The organism is Tepidimonas alkaliphilus (assembly GCF_007556595.1).
GTDB lineage: Bacteria > Pseudomonadota > Gammaproteobacteria > Burkholderiales > Burkholderiaceae_C > Tepidimonas > Tepidimonas alkaliphila.
In genome coordinates this window covers 204,521-224,431 of the sequence record NZ_VJNB01000002.1, presented here as the reverse complement: position 1 = coordinate 224,431, position 19,911 = coordinate 204,521, and the positions used below count along the sequence as shown (strand labels likewise).

At 70.2% G+C, this 19,911-nt stretch carries 19 protein-coding genes; 9 read left to right on the top strand and 10 right to left on the bottom strand.

The genetic code is table 11. From position 1 onward, the window contains the following. Positions 1 to 130: 130 nt before the first annotated feature. From Talka_RS03160 to Talka_RS03150, 3 genes are read left to right on the top strand one after another with little or no spacing between them, the layout of a single operon-like run. On the top strand, positions 131 to 424 hold the full coding sequence (locus Talka_RS03160; RefSeq protein ID WP_143889660.1) for a PepSY domain-containing protein: 294 nt from the start codon (positions 131 to 133) through the stop codon (positions 422 to 424). Further along, on the top strand, positions 421 to 1,086 hold the full coding sequence (locus Talka_RS03155; protein ID WP_143889659.1) for a response regulator: 666 nt from the start codon (positions 421 to 423) through the stop codon (positions 1,084 to 1,086). The genes Talka_RS03160 and Talka_RS03155 overlap by 4 nt, the downstream gene beginning before the upstream one ends. Beyond that, a complete protein-coding gene (locus Talka_RS03150) occupies positions 1,083 to 2,516 on the top strand; it encodes a sensor histidine kinase (protein ID WP_143889658.1) in 1,434 nt (477 codons plus the stop codon). Before Talka_RS03155 ends, Talka_RS03150 begins: the two co-directional genes overlap by 4 nt. Positions 2,517 to 2,681: 165 nt before the next feature. On the opposite strand, the gene Talka_RS03145 is transcribed toward Talka_RS03150, so the two are convergent. Then, positions 2,682 to 3,308: a glutathione S-transferase C-terminal domain-containing protein gene (locus tag Talka_RS03145; RefSeq protein WP_143889657.1), complete on the bottom strand. Its 627-nt coding sequence runs from the start codon at positions 3,306 to 3,308 to the stop codon at positions 2,682 to 2,684. 140 nt (positions 3,309 to 3,448) lie between these two features. On the opposite strand from Talka_RS03145, the gene purB reads away from it, so the two are divergent. Then, positions 3,449 to 4,906 carry an adenylosuccinate lyase gene (gene purB, locus Talka_RS03140; protein WP_143889656.1) on the top strand — a complete coding sequence of 486 codons (1,458 nt, stop codon included), beginning with the start codon at positions 3,449 to 3,451 and terminating at the stop codon, positions 4,904 to 4,906. Between the two features lie 47 nt (positions 4,907 to 4,953). On the opposite strand, the gene Talka_RS03135 is transcribed toward purB, so the two are convergent. Together Talka_RS03135 and Talka_RS03130 are read right to left on the bottom strand one after the other, a co-directional pair. Next, entirely contained in the window at positions 4,954 to 5,433 is a 480-nt protein-coding gene (locus tag Talka_RS03135) for a DUF3717 domain-containing protein (RefSeq protein WP_143889655.1), read from the bottom strand. Positions 5,434 to 5,549: 116 nt separating this feature from the next. Next, complete coding sequence (locus Talka_RS03130; protein ID WP_143889654.1) at positions 5,550 to 7,157, bottom strand: M48 family metallopeptidase; 1,608 nt, start codon at positions 7,155 to 7,157, stop codon at positions 5,550 to 5,552. Between the two features lie 39 nt (positions 7,158 to 7,196). Here Talka_RS03130 and moaC point away from each other — a divergent pair, with 39 nt between their 5' ends. Continuing rightward, the gene (gene moaC, locus Talka_RS03125; protein ID WP_143889653.1) at positions 7,197 to 7,709 is read left to right on the top strand and encodes a cyclic pyranopterin monophosphate synthase MoaC; all 513 of its coding nucleotides are present in this window, start codon (positions 7,197 to 7,199) and stop codon (positions 7,707 to 7,709) included. A gap of 36 nt (positions 7,710 to 7,745) precedes the next feature. Here moaC and Talka_RS03120 read toward each other — a convergent pair whose 3' ends face one another. The 7 genes from Talka_RS03120 to rsmI all read right to left on the bottom strand — a co-directional run bounded on the left by Talka_RS03120 (position 7,746) and on the right by rsmI (position 17,206). After that, complete coding sequence (locus Talka_RS03120) at positions 7,746 to 8,597, bottom strand: 3-hydroxybutyryl-CoA dehydrogenase (RefSeq protein WP_143889652.1); 852 nt, start codon at positions 8,595 to 8,597, stop codon at positions 7,746 to 7,748. Between the two features lie 68 nt (positions 8,598 to 8,665). Further along, entirely contained in the window at positions 8,666 to 10,357 is a 1,692-nt protein-coding gene (locus tag Talka_RS03115) for a putative bifunctional diguanylate cyclase/phosphodiesterase (protein WP_143889651.1), read from the bottom strand. Positions 10,358 to 10,368: 11 nt separating this feature from the next. Next, positions 10,369 to 11,949 carry a methyl-accepting chemotaxis protein gene (locus Talka_RS03110; protein ID WP_143889650.1) on the bottom strand — a complete coding sequence of 527 codons (1,581 nt, stop codon included), beginning with the start codon at positions 11,947 to 11,949 and terminating at the stop codon, positions 10,369 to 10,371. Between the two features lie 302 nt (positions 11,950 to 12,251). Continuing rightward, the gene (gene phaP, locus Talka_RS03105; RefSeq protein ID WP_143889649.1) at positions 12,252 to 12,809 is read right to left on the bottom strand and encodes a TIGR01841 family phasin; all 558 of its coding nucleotides are present in this window, start codon (positions 12,807 to 12,809) and stop codon (positions 12,252 to 12,254) included. A 115-nt stretch (positions 12,810 to 12,924) separates the two neighbouring features. Beyond that, positions 12,925 to 15,594 carry a bifunctional acetate--CoA ligase family protein/GNAT family N-acetyltransferase gene (locus Talka_RS03100; RefSeq protein ID WP_143889648.1) on the bottom strand — a complete coding sequence of 890 codons (2,670 nt, stop codon included), beginning with the start codon at positions 15,592 to 15,594 and terminating at the stop codon, positions 12,925 to 12,927. Beyond that, on the bottom strand, positions 15,591 to 16,244 hold the full coding sequence (locus Talka_RS03095; protein WP_143889647.1) for a DUF502 domain-containing protein: 654 nt from the start codon (positions 16,242 to 16,244) through the stop codon (positions 15,591 to 15,593). The genes Talka_RS03100 and Talka_RS03095 overlap by 4 nt, the downstream gene beginning before the upstream one ends. 41 nt (positions 16,245 to 16,285) lie before the next feature. Continuing rightward, positions 16,286 to 17,206 (bottom strand): 16S rRNA (cytidine(1402)-2'-O)-methyltransferase, encoded by a 921-nt coding sequence (gene rsmI, locus Talka_RS03090; protein ID WP_143889646.1) that lies wholly within the window; start codon positions 17,204 to 17,206, stop codon positions 16,286 to 16,288. Here rsmI and Talka_RS03085 point away from each other — a divergent pair. The 4 genes from Talka_RS03085 (at position 17,205) to Talka_RS03070 (ending at position 19,895) form a co-directional block, all read left to right on the top strand. After that, positions 17,205 to 17,630 carry a YraN family protein gene (locus Talka_RS03085; RefSeq protein ID WP_143889645.1) on the top strand — a complete coding sequence of 142 codons (426 nt, stop codon included), beginning with the start codon at positions 17,205 to 17,207 and terminating at the stop codon, positions 17,628 to 17,630. The two genes, rsmI and Talka_RS03085, sit on opposite strands and share 2 nt — an antisense overlap. Before the next feature lie 18 nt (positions 17,631 to 17,648). Next, complete coding sequence (locus Talka_RS03080; protein WP_143889644.1) at positions 17,649 to 18,254, top strand: SIS domain-containing protein; 606 nt, start codon at positions 17,649 to 17,651, stop codon at positions 18,252 to 18,254. Then, positions 18,251 to 18,922, top strand: coding sequence for a BON domain-containing protein (locus Talka_RS03075; RefSeq protein WP_143889643.1), 672 nt, complete (start codon positions 18,251 to 18,253; stop codon positions 18,920 to 18,922). Before Talka_RS03080 ends, Talka_RS03075 begins: the two co-directional genes overlap by 4 nt. Before the next feature lie 82 nt (positions 18,923 to 19,004). Further along, positions 19,005 to 19,895 carry a sulfite exporter TauE/SafE family protein gene (locus Talka_RS03070; protein WP_143889642.1) on the top strand — a complete coding sequence of 297 codons (891 nt, stop codon included), beginning with the start codon at positions 19,005 to 19,007 and terminating at the stop codon, positions 19,893 to 19,895. Positions 19,896 to 19,911 lie beyond the last annotated feature (16 nt).

Below are 19,911 nucleotides of genomic sequence, written 5' to 3'. Positions count from 1 at the left end.
TCATCATGGGTTCATGCTCGGTTCAGGCTGGCGGCGTTACCCTTTAGCCATGCGACGGCGATGTTGGGGCAGCACCGTTTCCCCTGTCTTGCGCGCTGGTGCTGCCTGGCGTCGAAAGGCGGGCCTGGGCATGGCGCTGGCGCTGACCATCGCGTGGCCGTTGGCGCAGGCGGATCGCGCGCTCGACCATCGCCGCGCGCGAGAGGCGGTGCTGGCCGGTGAAATTCGACCACTGGCCGAAATCTTGCAGCGGGTGCAGCCGTTGCTTGATGGCGAGATCATCGCCACCGAGCTGGAGCGCGAACACGGTCGTTGGGTTTATGAATTCAAAGTCCTGCGATCCGACGGACGCGTGGTCGAGTGGTCTGTGGACGCACGCGAGGGCAACGTGCTCAAGACCGAAGTCAAGAGAGGCAAGCGGTGAGGGTGCTGCTGGTGGAGGACGAGGCGGCCTTGGCGCAGCGGCTGGCGGTCAGCCTGCGCGCAGCCGGCTACACGGTGGACGTGGCCTGCGACGGCCGCCGCGCCTGGGAGCTGGGCGGCGTGGAGCCCTACGACGCCATCGTGCTGGATCTGGGTCTGCCGCAGCTGGACGGCCTGACGGTGCTGCAGCGCTGGCGCGCCGAGGGGGTGGCGGCGCCGGTGCTGATCCTGACCGCGCGCGACGCCTGGCAGGACAAGGTGGCCGGCATCGACGCCGGGGCGGACGATTACCTGACCAAGCCGTTTCACACCGAGGAGCTGCTGGCGCGCCTGCGCGCACTGATCCGCCGCGCGCACGGCGCCGCCCACCCGGTGCTGCGCTGCGGCGCGCTGGAGCTGGACACGCGCCAGCAGCGCGCCAGCGTGGCGGGGCAGCCGCTGGGCTTGACGGCGCAGGAGCTGCGCGTGCTGACCGTGCTGATGCATCGCGCGGGCCAGGTCGTCTCGCGCGACGAGCTGATGGAGCAGCTTTATGGCCTGGGGGGCGAGCGCGACTCCAACACCATCGAAGTGTTCGTGGCGCGTCTGCGGCGCAAGCTGCCGCCGGGCAGCATCCAGACCGTGCGCGGCCTGGGCTACCGGCTGGAGGCTGCGGTAGCATGAGGCGCGCAGCCGTCTCGCTGCGCTGGCGCCTGCTGCTGGCGGCGCTGCTGGCGGTGTCGCTGGCGCTGGCGCTGGCCGGGCTGGCGATCGCGCGGCTGTTCGAGCGGCACGTGACGCAGCAGTTCGATTTGCGCTTGCAGGATCAGCTCACGCAGCTGTTGGCGGCGCTGGAGCCGGACGCCGACGGGCAGCCGGTGCTGGCGCGGTCGCTGGCCGATCCGCGCTGGCAGCGCCCGTTCAGCGGCCTGTATTGGCAAGTGCAGGCGGTCGGGCGCGCGCAGGCCGAACCGGTGCTGCGCTCGCGCTCGTTATGGGACGAACGCTTGGCGCTGCCGGACGACACCTTGCCCGACGGCGCGCTGCATCGCCATGCGCTGCCCGGGCCGGCAGGGCAGCGGCTGCGGGCGATGGAGCGCGCGGTGCAGTGGGGCGAAACCGGGCCGCGCTGGCGCGTGGCGGTGGCCGCCGACACGCGCGAATTGCAGCAGGCGCTGCAGGCGTTTCAGGGCGCGCTGGCGCTGTCGCTGGCCGGGTTGGGGGCGGCGCTGCTGGCGGCGGTGGCGCTGCAATTGTGGCTTGGCTTACGGCCTTTGGGCGCGCTGCAACAGGCGCTGCAGGCGGTGCGCACGGGGCAGCGCACCCGGCTGCAGGGCAGGTTTGCCGCGGAGCTGCAACCGTTGGTGGACGAATTCAACCGCGTGCTGGCGCACCACGAGCAGACGGTGGAGCGGGCCCGTCGGCTGGCTGGGAACTTGGCGCACGCGATCAAGACGCCGCTGGCGGTGATTGGCACGCTGGCTGAAGAGCTGCTGCCGCGCGAGCCGACCATCGCCGCCGCGCTGCAAGAGCACGCGCAGCGCCTGCGCGAACAGGTGGACTGGCACCTGCGCCGCGCCCGTGCGGCCAGCGCCGCCCACCCGGCGCGCCACACGCCGGTGCAGCCGATTGTGGAGGGGCTGCTGCGCGTGATGCGCAAGGTGCACGCGCTGCGGGGCGATGGGGCGGCGCCGCTGCAGCTCAGTCTGCACGGAGATGCGGCGGCGGTGTTTGCCGGCGAGGCTCAGGATCTACAGGAAATGGTCGGCAACCTGGTGGACAACGCCTGCAAATGGGCGCGTCAGCAGGTGCGCGTGACCGTGCAGCGCGACGGCGAGGTTTTGTGGCTGATGGTGGACGACGACGGGCCGGGGCTGAGCCCCGAGCAACGCCGCCAGGTGCTGGCGCGCGGGGTACGGGCCGACGAGCGCGTGCCCGGCAGCGGGCTGGGTTTGGACATCGTGCGCGAGGTGGCTGCGCTCTACGGCGGGGCGTTGCAGCTGCAAGCAGGGCCGCTGGGCGGCTTGCGCGCGACGCTGCGGCTGCCCGCAGGCGACGCGCGGCCAAGCGTGGCCGCCCATTCGGGAACTTTGACGGCAGAGGCGGTCTCTTAGCCGTTGTGAGTCGTCTGTTGGGTTTGTGATGACCGCGAAGCGCGGCGCAGGGTCGCCATGATCCACGCGCCAGAAAAGCCGGCCGGGGCGGTTCTCCTCCTCCCTCCCTCCTCCTCTTTGTCCCGGCTGGCGCTTCGCGGTCTTTTTTTGCGCTGGGCAAACCCCTCAGGTTGCCGGCGGCTGCGTATCCGCGAAGCTGGGGCGCTGCATGAGCCGCTCATGCAAGCGCGCCAAATTGGGGTAGGCGCTGCGCCAGTCGATCTGGGGGAAGCGAAAGTCCAAATACCCCAAGGCCACCCCCACGGCGATGTCGGCCAGCGTCAGATGCACGCCGTGGCAGTAGGGGCGGTCGCCCAACCCCAAGCTCATGGCTTTGAGCGCGCGTTGCACGGCAGCCAGCTGACGCTCGATCCAAGCCTGGCTGCGTTCGTGCGCAGCGCGACCGCTCCAAGCCTGCTCCAAGCGGGCGGCCACCGCGGCATCGAGCATGCCGTCGGCCAGCGCTTCCCAGGTCTTGACTTCCACGCGCTCGCGTCCGCCTGCGGGGATGAGCTTGCCCACCGGCGACAGGGTGTCCAGGTATTCGACGATGACGCGCGAGTCAAACACCGCTTCCCCGCCCTCCATCACCAAGCATGGCACCTTGCCCAGCGGGTTGGCGTCCGGCACCGTGCTGTCGGCGGCCCAGGGGTCGGCCAGCTCAAACTGAAAGTCGAGCTTTTTTTCCGCCATGACGATGCGAACTTTGCGCACGTAAGGGCTGGTGAGGCTGCCGATGAGCTTGAGTTTCATGATGATGCGGGAAAGGGCCAAACGATACCCATGCCGGTGTCGCAAGCCGGCGTCGGGGTGCCGATTGTAGAGAGAATTGGCGCTGTCGGTGTGGCCGCGCAAGGGCCAACCTGCCTGCGCGGCCTACAATGCCGGCCATCATGCTTGCCGACACTGACCATCCCCTTACGGCGGCTGAGGCCGCGCTGACCGCGCTGTCGCCGCTGGACGGCCGCTACGCCGCCAAGGTCGCCGCGCTGCGGCCGATCTTCAGCGAATACGGCTTCATGCACCGGCGCGTGCAGGTGGAGCTGACGTGGTTCGAGCGCCTGAGCGACCTGGGCCTGCCGGAATTCCCGCCGCTGTCGGCGGCGGCGCGCGCGCACCTGCGGCGCGTGGTGCGGGATTTTGCGCCGGCGGATGCGGCGGCGATCAAGGCGATCGAGAAGACCACCAACCACGACGTCAAGGCGGTGGAATACTGGATCCGCGGCCACGCGGAGCTGGGCGTGCCGGGGGTGTTCGCCGGCTGGCCGGAGCTGCAGCGCGTCGGCGAGTTCGTGCACTTCGCCTGCACCAGCGAGGACATCAACAACACCAGCCACGCGCTGCAGCTGCAGGCCGGCCGCGCGGTGCTGCTGCAGGGCTTGGAGGCGATCGTGGCGCGGCTGCGCGAGCTGGCGCATGCGTGGGCCGAGGCGCCGATGCTGTCGCGCACGCATGGCCAGACCGCCAGCCCCACCACGGTGGGCAAGGAGCTGGCCAACGTGGTGGCGCGGCTCGAGACGGCGCGCGAGCGCATCGCCGCAGTGCCGCTGCGCGCCAAGATGAACGGGGCGGTGGGCAACTACAACGCGCACCTGGCGGCCTACCCGGAGGTGGATTGGGAAGCGTTTGCGCGCAGCGTGGTGGAAACGCCGGCGCCGGGGCCGGACACGCCGCCGGAGGCGCCGATCGGCCTCGGGCTGACGTTTCAGCCCTACAGCATCCAGATCGAGCCGCACGACTACATGGCCGAGCTGTTCGACGCCGTGGCGCGCAGCAACACCATCCTCGTCGATCTGGCGCGCGACGTCTGGGGCTACATCAGCCTGGGCTACTTCAAGCAGAAGCTCAAGGCCGGCGAGATCGGCTCCTCGACGATGCCGCACAAGGTCAATCCGATCGACTTCGAGAACGCCGAGGGCAACCTGGGGCTGGCCAACGCGCTGCTGCGCCACCTGAGCGAAAAGCTGCCGGTGAGCCGCTGGCAGCGCGACCTGACCGACTCCACCGTGCTGCGCAACATGGGCGTGGCGCTGGGCTACGCGGTGCTGGCGCACCAGTCGCTGCTGACGGGGCTGGCCAAGCTGGAGCTCAACCCTGCGGCGCTGGCGGCCGACCTGGACGCCGCGTGGGAGGTGCTGGCCGAGCCGATCCAGACCGTGATGCGGCGCTACGGCGTGCCGGGCGCCTACGAGCGGCTGAAGGAGGCCACGCGCGGCCAGCAAGTCACGCGCGAGGCGCTGCACGCGCTGATCGACGGCTTGCCGATTCCCGACGCGGAAAAGGCGCGCCTGCGCGCGCTCACCCCCGCCGGCTACACCGGCAAGGCTGCCGAGCTGGCGCGGCGGATTTGACGGCGCGCCGGGCCCGCCCGGGCCAGCGTGCGGCGGCCGCGCGGGCGTCAGGGGGCCGGGCGGGTTGCGTCCGGCGGCGCGACGGGGGCCGTGCAGGGTTCGGACGGCGCGTTCGCGCCCCGCCGTTCCACCGCCCGCTCGGCGTAGAGGTTGAAGCGCCAGGCGCTGCCGTCGCGCGTGATGCGACGCCAGACGGCGCGCTTCTCGCCCGGGGTCATCGCCGGCCAGCGCGTCACCTCCTCGTGCGTGCGGCCACAGCCTTTGCAGACCGCATCGCCCTGGTTGGTGGAGCAGATGGCGATGCACGGCGTGTCCGGCGTGGTGTCGTACCACGCTTTCCAGGCCGCCCAGGCGGCGCGCGGCATGGTGCGCTCATCCGCCTCGTCTTCGCCATAGTGGATCAGCAGCGCATAGACCTCCGCCAGCGCGCGCAGCGGCGCGGGCAGCGTCACCCCGTCGGGCGAGGGTTCGCGCTGGCGCCAGTAGTTGATCGCAGCCTCGATGTCGGAGATGTGGATGCCGGCCATGGGCGTCGTCGTGTCGGCGGTGCGGGCGCACCCGTGGGGTGCGGGACGCGGATGATAGCGGCTGCGCCGCCCGGGCGCGCCAGCCGCTCCACAGCCACGGCAACGGGTGGCCGCCATCAGCGTCGCCGCCGCGCCGCTTCCTGCTCGCGCAGCAGCGTCTCGACGTGGCGCACGCGCGCGTCCAGCACCGCCAGTTCCTGCCAGTCTTCGCCGCGTTGCTGGGCGGCCAGCCGCTGCGCGGCGCGAAAGCGCTCCAGCGCACCGGCGTAGTCCAGCTGCGCCAGCCGCGCCTCGCCCTCGGCGCGGCCGGCGCGCACCGGCTGGCCGAGCGCGCGTTGCAGGCCCGCCAGAGCGTCCCAGGCGGCGCCGTCGTGGGGGTGCTGCACGCACCACGCCTGCAGCCGCGCGGCGGCGTCGCGCGCCAGCTCCCCATCCGTCAGCGCCGCCGCTGGCGCGGCCAGCAGCAGCGCGGCGCGCGTGCCGTCGGCCAGCGCCGCACGCACCAGCCCCGGCAGGCGCGCGCGCTCGGGCGTTGGCAGCGCCGGCTCGGCGTGCAGCCGGGTCAGCAGCTCCAACTGCAGTGCGTCGGCGGCGCGGCGCAGCGCGGCGCTGCCGCCGGCGTCGCGCAGGGCCGCCAGCGCCCGCAGCGCGCCGTCCACGTCGCGCAGCAAGCCGGCAGCCAGCGCCGCCGCATAAGCGCTGGCGGCGTCATGGATGCGGGTTTGGGCGTGCACGCGCAGCCGCTCGGCGCTGGGGTCGGCCAGCACGCGCGCGCGCGCCGCCATCGCTTGGTGCCAGTCGGCGGGCGCCGCAGTGGAGGCGGCGCCCTGGACAGGCAGCAGCCCCAGCCGCGCGCGCATGTCGGCGATGCGCTCGCTGGTCAGCGGGTGGCTGCGCAGGTAGGGGAAGCTGCCGTCGTCGTTGAGGCGCGCGGACTGCTGCAGCCGCTCGAACATGCCGATGAAGCCATGGCCATCAAACCCGGCGGCCAGCAGCACCGCCAGGCCGAGCCGGTCGGCCTCGCGCTCCATGTCGCGCGAGAAGTTGAGTTGGCCCTGCAGCGCCATCGCCTGGCCGCCGGCGATGGCGGCGCTGGCGATGTCGGCGTTCCTGGCGGCGCTGGCGGCCAGCGCCCCCAGGATCATCGCCGCCAGCACCAGCGGCGCCTGCTGGCTCTGGCGTGTCAGCAGCCGGGCGATGTGCCGCTGCGTGACGTGGCAGAGTTCGTGCGCCAGCACGCTGGCCAGCTCCTCGGGCCGCTGGGTCACGCCGATCAGGCCCAGGTGCACGCCGAAGTAGCCGCCCGGCAGCGCAAAGGCGTTGACGGTGGGGTCGCGCCCGAGCAGCAACCGCCAGGCGTAGCGCTGCGCCATGTCGTCGCTGAGCTCGCCGCGCTGGCGCGCGCCGTCCAGCAACGGCGTCCACAGCGCCTGCAGCAGTTCCTGCAGCGGCGCATCGTCCAGGTAGGCCGGGTCGCGGTAGAGCGCGCGCGCGATCTGGTCGCCCAGCTCGCGCTCCTCGGCCAACGTCATGTCGCCGCCGTCGCCCAGCGCCGGCAGCGCCGCCTGCGCGCGCGCCGGGCCCGCCAGCCACGGCAGCAGCGCGGCGGCGGTGGCGGCGCCGAAGGCGCTGCCGAGCACCGTGCGCAGCCAGTCGCGCCGGTGCAGGCAGCCGCCCACCGGACGCCAGCGCGGCGCGCCGCGCTCGCTTGTCGTTGTGCTCATGCCCCGTATGATGCGGCAAACCGCGCGACAATTCCGCGCATGGATACGCCGACGACCTCCTCGCCGCTGACCCACTTCGACGCGCAGGGCCAGGCCCACATGGTGGACGTGGGCGCCAAAGCCGCCACGCACCGCATCGCCGTGGCCGAGGGGCGCATCCGCATGCAGCCGGCCACGCTGGCGCTGATCCGGCAGGGCAGCGCGAAGAAGGGCGACGTGCTGGGCGTGGCGCGCATTGCCGGCATCATGGCGGCCAAGCGCACCAGCGACCTGATCCCGCTGTGCCATCCGGTCGCGCTGACGCGCGTGGCGCTGGAGCTCGAGCCGGAGGATGAGCCGCCCGCGGTGCGCGTGCGCGCCACGGCGGAGACGGTGGGCCCCACCGGCGTGGAGATGGAGGCGCTGACCGCGGTGCAGGTGGCGCTGCTGACGATCTACGACATGTGCAAGGCCGCCGACCGCGGCATGGTGATCGGCGACGTGCGCCTGCTGGAAAAGCATGGCGGCAAGTCCGGCTCCTTCGTCGCTGGGCCGCGGCCGCCGGCGGTCTGAGCCGCCCCGGGGCCGTCCGAACCCCGGGCGCGGCGGTCAGGCGTAGGTATAGACGCCGCGGCCGGTCTTGCGGCCCAGGCGCCCGGCGGCCACCATTTCCTTCAGCAGCGGGCAGGGACGGTACTTGCTGTCGTTAAACTCGGCGAAAAAGACGTTCATCACCGCCAGGCACACGTCCAGCCCGATCATGTCGGCCAGCGCCAGCGGCCCGATCGGATGGTTGCAGCCCAGCTTCATGCCGGCGTCGATGTCCTCGGGGCTGGCCAGCCCCTCGGCCAGCACGAAAAAGGCCTCGTTGATCATCGGCACCAGGATGCGGTTGACGACGAAGCCGGGCGCGTTCTTGACCGTGATCGGCGTCTTGCCGAGCTTGAGCGCCAGCTCGCGCACGGCGTCGTGCGTGGCGTCGCTGGTCTGCAGGCCGCGGATGATTTCCACCAGCGCCATCACCGGCACCGGGTTGAAGAAGTGCATGCCGACGACGCGCTCGGCCCGAGCGGTGACGGCGGCCAGCTGCGTGATGCTGATCGAGCTGGTGTTGGTGGCGATGATGGCCGCGGGCGCCAGCAGGCCGTCGAGCTGGCGCAGGATGCGGATCTTGAGCTCGAGGTTTTCGGTGGCGGCCTCGATGACCAGCGGCGCGCCCCGCAGATCGTCGTAGCTCGTCGAGGTGCGGATGCGCGCCAGCGCGGCGTCCTTGTCGGCGGGGCCAATCGCGCCTTTCTTGATGAGGCGATCCAGGCTGGCGGCGATGCCCTGCTGCGCCCGCGCCAAGGCGGCTTCGTGCACATCGATCAGCGTGACCGGCAGCCCGGCCTGCGCGCAAACCTGCGCGATGCCGTGCCCCATGGTGCCGGCGCCCACAATCCCGACGGAGGAAAACGTCATGGACTCAACCCCTGATGCGTTCGCAACCAACAGCCAACATCATACGGGGCGGCCCGGCGGCGGGTCTGTCAACTGGCTGACATGGTCAGCGGCTGATCGCGCCGCGCCAGCGCTTCCAGGGCTTGCGCCGGCATCGGCGGCGCCCAGGCAAAGCCTTGAAAGCGCTGACAGCCCAGGGTTCGCAGCCGCTGCCATTGATCCGGCGTTTCCACCCCTTCGGCCACGCAATCGACCTGCAGCGCCTGGCCGATGGCCAAGATGGCCTGCACGATCGGTTCGGCGCGCGGGGCGCGGCCCAACGCGGCGATAAAGGCGCGGTCGATTTTGAGTTCCGCCAGCGGTAGCGCCAGCAGCCGCTGCAGCGAGGAGTAACCGGTGCCGAAGTCGTCCAGCGACAAGCCAAACCCCAGCGCGCCCAGCTCATCCAGGGTGCGCTGCACCTGAGCTTCATCGTCAAAAACGGCTTCCTCGGTGATTTCCAGCCGCACCTGGCCGGGTCGCAGCGCTGCAGGTTGCAGCAACGTGCGCAAGTGCGTCACCAAATCCGGACAACGAAATTGCTGCGGACTCAAATTGCACGACAGCTGCAGCCGGGCCAGCAAGGGGTCGGCTTGCCAGCGCTGCGCCAGCTCCAGCGTTTGGCGAATGGCGGTCAAGCCGATGGCGGGGGCCAAGCCGAGCTCCACCGCCGCCGTCCAGAACGCGCCCGGGGGCAGGCAGCCGCGTTGCGGATGCAGCCAGCGCAGCGAGGCTTCCGCGCCGACCAGATGACCTTGCGCATCGACCTGCGGTTGCAGGTGGATGGTGAACTGCCCAGCTTCCAAGCCCTGGCGCAAGTCTTGGCTGAGCTGCGCCAGCGTCCAGTCGCGCCCATGCGGCAGCGCGGCCTCATCCACCACCGCCGCCGAGCCGTGCCGCTTGGCGTGCACCAGCGCGAGGTCGGCGCGCGCCAGTTCCTCGTCCGGGTTGGCGGCAGGCACGCAGCAGACGCGCACGCCGGCGCGCAGGCGCACCCGAACGCGGTGAGGGCCGACGGCGAATTCCTGCTCGGTGGCTTGGCGCAGCCAGCGCTCGATCAGAGCGGCGGCGCCATCGGCGTCGGGCGTTTCGACCAGCAGCACAAACTCGTCGCCGGTCCAGCGAAACACCTCCGCTTGGGCGGGCGCGCGCTCCTGCAGCCGCTGCCCCACTTGATGCAACAGCTCATCGCCGACGCGGAGGCCGGCGGTGTCGTTGAGGATGTGAAAGCGCTCGATGTCGGCGATGGCCAACACGTGCAAGCGGGAGGGGTCGCAGGCTGGCGCGGCGCCGCTGAGGCGTCGGCGCAGCGCCTGGCCGTTGCGCAGACCCGTAACGGGATCGTAAAACGCCAGGCGCTGCAGTTCGCGCTCGTGGCGCAGCTGGGGACGGATGTCGCGTAGTCGCCCAACGTAGTAGCGCCGTCCGTGCTGGTGCACTTCGGTGACCGAAAGCATCACATCCACGTTTTCGCCGTTGCGGTGGCGCGCCTGCAAGACTCGATCCTGGCCGATGATGCGCGCCTGCCCCGTGCGGGCGTAGGCTTGCAGGTAGCCATCATGGCGGCCCGCGTGTTCGGGCGGCATCAGCACGCTGACGTTGCAGCCGCGCAGCTCCGCCTCGCGCCAGCCCAGCAGCCGCTCCAAGCCCGGGTTGACCAGCTCGATGGCGCCGCATTCGTCGATGACGACGATGCCGTCTTCCAGCGAGCGGATCAGCGCCTGAAAAAATTCCGAGCGCATCGGGGCAAGCCTCAGGGCTGATCGATGCGAAACAGCCCCACGCCGTGTTGCAGTTGCTGGCTTTGCTCGCGCAAGGCGGCGGCGGAGGCGGCCACCTGCTCCACCATCGCGGCGTTGCGCTGCGTGATGTCGTCCAGCTGCTGCACCGCTTGCTGCAACTGCCCCAGGGCCGCCAGCTGCTGCTGGCTGGCGTTGGCAATTTCTTGCGCCAGCGCGCGCGCCCCGGCCACGTCGTCTTGCAGGCCGACGATGCGCAGGCGCGTGCGGTCGGACTGCTCAGCGCCGTCGGCGATGGCTTGCACGGCCTCTTCGATCAGGGCTTTGATGTCTTTGGCGGCTTGGCCGCTGCGCTGCGCCAGCGCGCGCACCTCGCTGGCCACCACGGCAAAACCGCGCCCGGCCTCGCCAGCGCGCGCTGCTTCCACCGCGGCGTTGAGCGCCAGGATGTTGGTCTGAAACGCAATATTCTCAATGATGTGCGTGATCTGCGCAATGCGCTCGGCGGTGGCGCGGGTGCGTTCCATGGCCGCGCGCAGCGCCTCAGTCTGCTGCACGGCTTGACGGGCGGCGTCGCTGGCGGTCTGGGTTTGCTGCGCGGCCTGCTGCGCCGATTGAGTCGTGGCGCGCACCGTCTCCAGCAGCTCGGTCAAGCTGGCGGCGGATTGTTGCAGGCTGCTGGCCTGCGCCTCACTGCGGCTGGACAGCTCTTGATTGGCGGCGGCGATTTCTTGCGCGGCGGCGTCCAGCCGGGCGGCTTCGTCGCGAATGTCGCGCACCACTCCGAAAACGTTCAAGCCCGCCTGGCGCAGCGCGCGCAGCAGTGAGCCAAACGGCTCGGGCGCCTGGGTGGACTCGCGCGCCAGGTCGAGGTCGCCGCCGGCGATGCGCCGCGCCAGTTCGTGCGCACGCTGCCCCGGCGCCAGCGTGCGCGCATGCAGCCAGCGCCACAGTGCCAGAGCCAGGCCGATGTCGATGCCCAGCTCCAGCAGCAGCGGCAACCGTGGCACTCCGAGCAACGCTGCGGCATGGTGCCCGAGTAAAGCGGAGACGGTCAACATCCCCAGCAGCGCCAGCAAAATCCAGCCCGAGAGACTGGGGCGCAGCAGCCGCATCAGCGCGGCGCGCCAGCCGAGCGGCACCGGCTGGCCGGCGCGCAGCGCCACGGTGCGGCGGCCGGTTTCGGCTTCGCGTCGCAGGCGGGCGTAGAGCGCTTCGGCGGCGGCGATCTGTTCAGGGCTGGCTTCGGTGCGCACCGACAGGTAACCCACCGGCTGGCCGCGGTGCAGCAGCGGCGTGGCGTTGGCCAGCACCCAGTAGTGATCGCCGTTTTTGCGCCGGTTTTTGACCAAGCCGCTCCACGGCTGACCGGCCTTGAGGGTGGCCCACATGTCCCGAAAGGCCTCAGCCGGCATGTCGGGATGGCGCACGATGTTGTGCGGCTGGCCGAGCAGCTCCTCACGGCTAAAGCCGCTGACCTCCACAAACATCGGGTTGCAATACGTGATGCGCCCTTTGAGGTCGGTGGTGGAGACGAGCGTGTAGCCTTTGGGGAAGGGGTAAAGCCGTTGGGTGACAGGGAGATTGACGCGCATAGGGACACACGCCTTTTTAAAAATTGATGATACCTTTCGCGGGGGGGCAATAGAGTTTGCCTATTTTGTCGCTTTGGTGATAGTTCTAATTTTAGGAAAGGCTTTTCGGGGTATGTCTATTGTGGCGATCCCCCAAGGGTTTGAACCGATGGCGCGGCGATGACCGCCGCCTGTTTGTCGTTTTTGATTCATGGGATGGTCAAACAGGTGAAATAAAAAACCACCCCAAGGGTGGGGTGGTTTCGACGCGCAAGCGCGGCGTCGCGCTGGCGGCGGTGCCGAAAGCGGCGTGGATGCGGCGATCAGGCCGCCGCCGCTTTGCTGCTGGAACGCGGCGCCTTGGTGGCGGCCACCGCGGTGTTGGCCACGGCTTTCAGATTGGCGTCGGCCAGCTCTGCGGCCTGCTTGACCGCCTTTTGCACCGACTCCATCGCCGCCGCGGCGGTGCTGACGGCCTGCTTCATGGCCGCCACCGCAGGCTCGGCGCCTTGCGGCGCGTTTTTCACCAGGCCGTCCAGCGCCGCCAAAAATTGTTTGTGGGTTTCTTGCGCTTGCGCTTCCAGCACTTTGGCCCACTCGGCCTGCACGCCGGAGGCGATGTCATACATTTGGCGGTGGTAGGCGGCCACCCGCTCGCCCATCGGCTGCAGCATGGCGTTGTGCAGCGCCACCAGGTCCTGCATATCTTTGACGGCCAGCGCGGTCTGCGTGTGCTCGGCGGTTTCGGACAACAGGGTTTTGGCGGTCTGCAAATTTAGCTCAGCCAGCTTTTCCACGCCGGCGAAGGTTTTGTCGGCCAGGTCAAAAACGGTGGCCACGTGCTTTTTGTGCAGCGCGACGATTTGCTCGACGGTCATCATGGCGGGACTCCTCGTGGGACAGGGAATGTTGCAGTGCAACAAAGCCGAAGTATAGGGATCCCGTGTGACAACGCAAGGGCTTTGGTTGCGTTGCAACAAACGATCCGACGAACGGTCAAGCCGCGGCAGGCTCGGTTTGCAGCGGCAGCTCCACCCAGCGCAAATCGGGGTCGTGCGGGTGCGGCTGCACCTGAAAGCCCAAGCGCGCCAGCAGCGCCAGCATGGCAGTGTTTTCGCGCAGCACCTGGCCGACGATGCGGCGCGTGCCGTGCGCGCGCAGGTAGCGGATGAGTTTGTCCATCAGGATGCGCCCCAGTCCACGGCCTTTGAGGTCGGAGCGCACCAGGATGCCGTATTCGGCGCTGTCGTTGTCGGGGTCGCACAGCGCGCGCACCACGCCGATGGTTTCCTCGCCGCCGCCGTCGGTGCGCGCGCGGGTGGCGATGAAGGCCATTTCGCGGTCGTAGTCGATTTGCGTCAGGCGCGCCAGTTCGGTGTGCTCAAAGCTGCGGCGGGTGTAGAACAGCCGCAGGCGCAGGTCTTCGGCATCGACTTGGTCGAGGAAGGCCCGGTGTTGCGCCTCGTCTTCCGGTCGAATTGGGCGCAGCGTCAGCGGCTGGCCGCCCCAAGTGAGGGTTTCGATCAGTTCCTGGGGGTAAGGCCGGATGGCAAAGCGCGCCGCGCCACCCGGGCGGCTGGCGCTGACGCGCACGCGCGCATCCAGCGCCACCGCGCCGTGCGCATCCACCACCAGCGGGTTGATGTCGAGTTCGGCGATCTCCGGCACGTCAGCCAGCAGCTGTGCCACCGCCAGCAGCGCGGCGTGGATGCTGGGCCGGTGCGCCGGCGGCACGTCGCGCCAGCCGCGCAGCAGCCGGGCGATGCGCGTGCGTTCGATCAGCGCCTCGGCCAGCGTGACGTTGAGCGGCGGCAGCGCCACCGCACGGTCGCCCAACACTTCCACCGCCGTGCCGCCAGCGCCAAACAGGATCACGGGGCCGAACAGCGGATCGATGGTGGCGCCGACGATCAGCTCGTGCGCGTGGCGGCGCTGCACCATCGGCTGCACCGCAAAGCCCTCCAGCCGCGCTTGCGGGCGCGCCGCGGCCACGCGCTGCAGCATCGCCGCGGCGGCGCTGCGCACCTCCTCAGCGTCAAGCAAGTTCAGCCGCACGCCGCCGACGTCGGATTTGTGCGTGATGTCGGGCGAGAGGATCTTGAGCACCACCGGATAGCCCAGCGCCTCGGCGGCTTCGACCGCGGCTTGCGGCTCGGGCGGCACTGGGCGCACCGGCGTGACCGGAATGCCAGCCAGCGCCAACAGCTGCTTGGCCTGTGGCTCGGTCAGCCACTCGCGCCCTTCGGCCAGCGCCTGCCGCACCAGCGCCTGGATTGCCGGCAGGTCCAGCCCAATGCCGGGCGGCGCTGGCGGCGTCTCCAGCAGCTCGGCCTGGTGGCGGTGATACTGCCGCAAGAAGGAAAACGCCCGCACCGCTTCTTCGGGCGTGGCAAAGTCGGGGATGCCGGCGCTGCGGAAGCGCTGGCGCGCGGTCTGCACCGCGCCGCTGCCAAGCCAGCAGCCCAGCACGCGCGGCGGGCGCTCGCTGGCCAATGGCAGCAGTGCCTCGGCGACCTCGTCGCTTGGCACGATGGCGGTGGGAGCCTGAATCAGCAGGATGGCGCTGTCACGGTCTTCGCGCAGGATGCGCAGCGCCTCCACGTAGCGCTGCGCCGGCGCGTCGCCGATGATATCGACCGGGTTGGCGCGCGACCAGTTGCCGGGCAGCACGGCATCGAGCCGCTGGATGAGGGTTTCGTCCAGCGCGGCCAGCTCCACCCCCATGTGGGCCGCGGCATCGGCGGCCATGACGCCGGCGCCGCCGCCGTTGGTCAGGATCAGCAGCCGCTCGCTGCGGTTGTCGCGGAAGCGCGCCAGGATTTCCACTGCCAAAAACAGCTGGTGCAGCGTGTGCACCCGCAGCATGCCGGCGCGCGAGATGGCGGCGTCGAACACGTCGTCGGCCCCCGCCAGCGCGCCGGTGTGCGACGAGGCCGCGCGCGCCCCCTGCGCCGAGCGGCCGGCCTTGACCAGCACCACCGGCTTGTTGCGCGCCGCAGCGCGCGCCGCGGACATGAATTTGCGCGGCGCGCTGATGGATTCCACATACATCAAAATGGCGCGCGTGCGCGGGTCGCTGGCCAGGTAGTCCAGCATGTCGCCGAAGTCCACATCGGCGTGCTCGCCCAACGAGACAAAGTGCGAAAAGCCGATGCCGCGCTGGCCAGCCCAATCCAGCAGCGCGGTGACCAGCGCGCCGGACTGCGACACGAAAGCGATGTTGCCGGGCGCGGCGTTGGCGTGCGCGAAGCTGGCGTTGAGGCCCAGGTGCGGCACCAGCATGCCGATGCAATTGGGCCCGAGGATGCGCAGCGTGTGCGGGCGCGCGGCCTGCAGCATGGCCTGCTTCTGCTCGCGGCTGAGGCCCGCGGTGATGACGACGGCGGCGCGGCAGCCGCGCGTGCCCAGCTCACCGATCAGCCCTGGCACCGTGGCCGGGGGCGTGCAGATCACCGCCAAATCAGGCGCGGCAGGCAGCTCGGCCACGCTGGCGGCCACGGGGGCGCCCAGTTCGGGGCGGCGCGGATTGACCGCCATGAGCTCGCCCTGAAAGTGGCCCAGCAGATTGCGCCAGACGGTGGCCCCAACGCTGCCAGGGCGGTCGGAGGCGCCCACGACGGCCACCCGCTGGGGCTGAAACATCGCTTCGAGGTTGCGCACGGTCATGGGGCGAGCTCCTTGGACGGTGAGCGAACGGATGGATTGGGGTTGGCAGGCGACGCCGAGGGCGTCGCGCCCGGCGCCATCCAGGCGATCAGCGACTGGCGCATGGCTTCTTCCACGCTCATGGCGATCGGCGTCACCCAAGCCCGCGGCACGAACATGGTGTAGCCCCCGATCATGTAGCCCATCGGCAGATAGACCGCGACGCGGTCGCCGCGCAAAAAACCTTCTGGCAAACCGTGGTCGTGGGGGCGGGTCACCAGGCCGACCACCTCCCACTCGGCGCCGGGCGGGCGCACCACCACCACCTGTTGCGCCGGGCGGTCGTGGCGGTGTGGGGCAAAATAGTCGGCAAAGCTTTTCAGCGAGGTGTAGATGCTTTTGACCACCGGCAGGTTGGTGAACGGCAGCTCGATCCAGCCCAGCACCCGCGAGGCTGCTTGGCTCGACACCAAGACGCCCACCAGCAGCACCAGCGCCAGCGTCAGCACCAGCCCCAGGCCAGGGAAATAAACTTCGCCGATCAGCGGGCGCAACAGTTGCAAGGCCAGCCGCTCCGAGCCGACCACCAGCGCCCACAGAAGGTAAAGCGTCAGCGCCAACGGCAGCAACGCCAGCAAGCCGCGCAGCAGCAGTTGGGACAGGCGTCGCATCATGGGCTCGTGACCCCAGCCGGGGCGTGGACGATGGGTTGTTATTCGGCGGCGGCGGCTGCCGCATAAAGCGCTTCCCGCGGCACGCCGGTGAGCTTGGCCGCCAGCCGAGCGGCCCGTGCGGGCGGCAATTCCTCCAGCAGTAACGATAGCACGCGTTGCACCTCGGGCGTGACAACTTCGTGATCGTGCCGCTGATCCATGTCAAAGGGATGAAGCAGCAGCGTGAATTCTCCTTTGCGGCGCTGCGGGTCGGTGGCCAGCCAGCCCGGCAGTTGCGCGCACGGCAGCGTGACGATTTCCTCGAATTGCTTGGTCAGCTCGCGTCCGACCGTGACCCGTCGCGAGCCCAGCGCGGCCAGCTCGCCGGCCAGTCGATCGATGCGGTGCGGCGCCTCCAACAGCAGCAGCGCGGTGGGCACAGCGGCCCAGCGCTGCCAAGCTTCAGCGCGCGCGCGCCCCTGAGCTGGCAAGAATCCCACCAGCGTCACCGCGCCGTCGGTCAGCCCCGCCACGCTCAGCAGCGCGGTGACGCTGCTGGCGCCCGGCACCGGCGCGCAGCGCAAGCCGGCGGCCTGCACCGCGGCGCAAAGGCGAGCGCCGGGATCGCTGATGCCGGGCGTGCCGGCGTCGCTGACGTAGGCGATGCGCTGGCCGGCGCGCAGCCGCTCCACCACGGCTGAGGCCGCGGACGCTTCGTTGTGCTCATGCAACGCCAGCAACGGACGCTGCAAGCCGTAGCCGGCCAGCAGCTGCGCGGTGCGGCGCGTGTCTTCGCACGCCACGGCATCGGCCAGCGCCAGCACGTGCAAGGCGCGCAGCGTGATGTCGGCGCGGTTGCCAATGGGGGTGGCCACCACATACAGCGTCCCCGCCGGATAATGTTGGCCGGCAGCCAGTTCGACCCAAGGCGGCGCACCCGTGTGCCGGGGCGGCGCGGCGGCGCAAGCACGATCGGCCATGTCAGTGTTCTCACTTCGCGACGACAAAGTCGGCGCTTCCACCACCAAGGCGCGCGGCGACGCCGCCGAGGCGCTGGCGCTGCGCTACTTGCTGGCGCAGGGTTTGCGCCTGGTGCGACGCAATGTGCGCACACCCGGACGCGGCGGTGGCGAGCTGGATCTGATTATGGCCGAGCCCGATGGCACGCTGGTGTTTGTGGAAGTCCGCCAGCGCAGCCGCGCCGACCACGGCGGCGCAGCCGCCAGCGTCAGTTGGCCAAAGCGGCGCCGCATCATCGCGGCGGCGCGGCATTTCTTGCTGCGGCTGGGCCGCTTGCCCCCGTGCCGGTTCGATGTGGTGGTCATCGATGGCGAGCTTGACGGCGCCGCGCCGCCGCGCATCGAATGGCTGCGCGCGGCCTTCGACGCCGAGGGTTGGAGCTGACCGCGTAAGATTGGGGTCATGCTCACCCCGCGCATCCAGCAACACTTTGTGGAAGGCGCCGACTTGCACTACCAGTGCGCGCAGGCGCTTGCGCCAGCGTTGGAGGCGGCGGCGATGACGCTGGTGCAGTGCCTGACGGCCGGCGGCAAGGTCTTGATCGCGGGTCACGGTGCGGCCGCGGCGTTGGCGCCGCTGTTGGCCGCGCAGCTGGTGGGTCGCTTTGAGCGCGAACGGCCCGAGTTGCCGGCGGTGGCGGTTGGCGCGCCGCTGGCGCCGGCGGCGGTCGCGGCGTCGCCCGAGGCGGCGGCCTGGTTCACCACGCGGCAGCTGCGGGCGCTGGGGTTGCCTGGCGACGTGTTGGTGTGGCTCAGCGCTGCGGCGCCCGGCGAGGAAGCGGTGGCGTGGGTGCAGGCGGCGCACGAGCGCGACATGACGGTGGTGGCGTTCACCAGCGCGCGGGCAGGCGATGTGCCCGATGCGCTGCGCGACGGCGACGTGTGGGTCGCGGTGCCGGCGGAGCGCCCCGCGCGCGTGCTGGAGGCGCAGTTGGCGGCCCTGCATGCTTTGTGCGATGCGCTGGATGCGCAGCTGCTGGGCGAAGAAGAAATGGAGGTGACCGGATGAAGTCGATCCCGAAACGAGCGCTGCGGCGCCACGCGGCGCTGGGGCTGCTGATGGCGGCCACGCTGGGCGGATCGTTAAGCGGCTGCGCGCCGCTGGTGGCCGGAGCCGCGGTGGGCGGCACGGTGCTGGTGGCCACCGACCGCCGCACCACCGCCACCCAGCTGGAGGATCAAACCATCGAGCTCAAAGTCGCCAATCGCGTGCGCGAGCAGCTGGGCGAGCGCGCGCGGGTCAACGCCACCAGCTTCAACCGCAAGGTGTTGCTGACCGGCGAAGTCGCTTCGGAGGCCGACCGCCAGGCCGTGTTGCGCATCGTGCAGGGCGTGGAAAATGTGATGGGTGTGGTGGACGAGCTGGCGGTGATGGGCTCGCCGTCGCTGTCGGCGCGCTCCTCCGATGCGTTGCTGACGGCGCGCGTCAAGGCTGCTTTTGTCGATGCGCGCGACTTGTCGGCCAACGCGATCAAGGTCACCACCGAACGCGGCACGGTGTATCTGATGGGGCTGGTGACGGCGCGCGAGGCGCAGCGCGCCGCCGAGGTGGCGCGCGCCGTGCCCGGCGTGCAGCGCGTGGTGCGCGTCTTTGAAATCATCAGCGAGGCCGAACTGGCGCGGTTGCAGCCGCCTGCGCCCAAGCCGGACGAAGGCGCCGCAAGCGGGGGGCACTGAAAATCCCGCCGCCACCCAAGCGGTGTGGGTGGTGCGACTTTCCTCCTTGCGCCTCTCGATATCCATGTAAGATGATAACGAGATGCGCGTCGATCCATCGAAACCTTCGGCCTCGCCCGCCACGGGTGAGGCGGCTTTGTTGATCCCTTCTCGGTTGAGGATTCCCAGCGCCAAGCGCGCGGCCTTCGTTTGGGGTGCTGCGATCGGAACGCTGGGCGGTCTGGTCGGCCTAGGGGGAGCCGAATTTCGCTTGCCGGTTTTGGTGGGGCGCTTCGGCTGGGCCACGCTGTCAGCCATCGTGGTCAACAAAATCATGAGCCTGATCGTGGTGCTGGCCGCGCTGGCGATGCGCGCGCTGGCCGTGCCGCTGGAGCTGCTATGGACGCATGCTTCGGTGGTGCTGAATGTGCTGGCTGGCAGCCTGGTGGGCGCGTGGTGGGCCGCAGGGTGGGTGATGCGGCTGCCCCGGCGAGTGCTCGACGCGGTGGTTGGTGGGCTGTTGGTGCTGCTGGCGTTGTGGATGCTGGGGCATGCTTGGCACCCTGAATGGAGCGGCGCGGCGCTGCACGGGATGACGCCGCTGGCGCGTGTGGGGCTGGGCGTGGTCGCAGGCATGGCGATCGGCGCCGTGGCCGCGGTGCTGGGGGTGGCTGGCGGCGAGCTGCTGATTCCCACCCTAGTGCTGCTGTGGGGGCTGGACGTGAAGCTGGCCGGCAGCCTGTCGTTGTGCATCAGTTTGCCCACCATGCTGGCGGGCTTGCTGCGCTACCGCCGAGGGCCAGCCTGGCAAGCCGCGATGGCGGCGCGGGGGTGGTTGCTGGTCATGGCGGCGGGTTCGGTGTGTGGGGTTGCACTTGGGGTTGCGGCGCTGGGTTGGATTCCCGCCCGGCCCTTGCTTGCTCTGCTGGCGCTGCTGCTGCTGATCTCGGCAATCAAGGTGTTTGGCCACGCGCGCCGCGCGGTTGGGGGTTGACTCCAGCTGGGCGAGG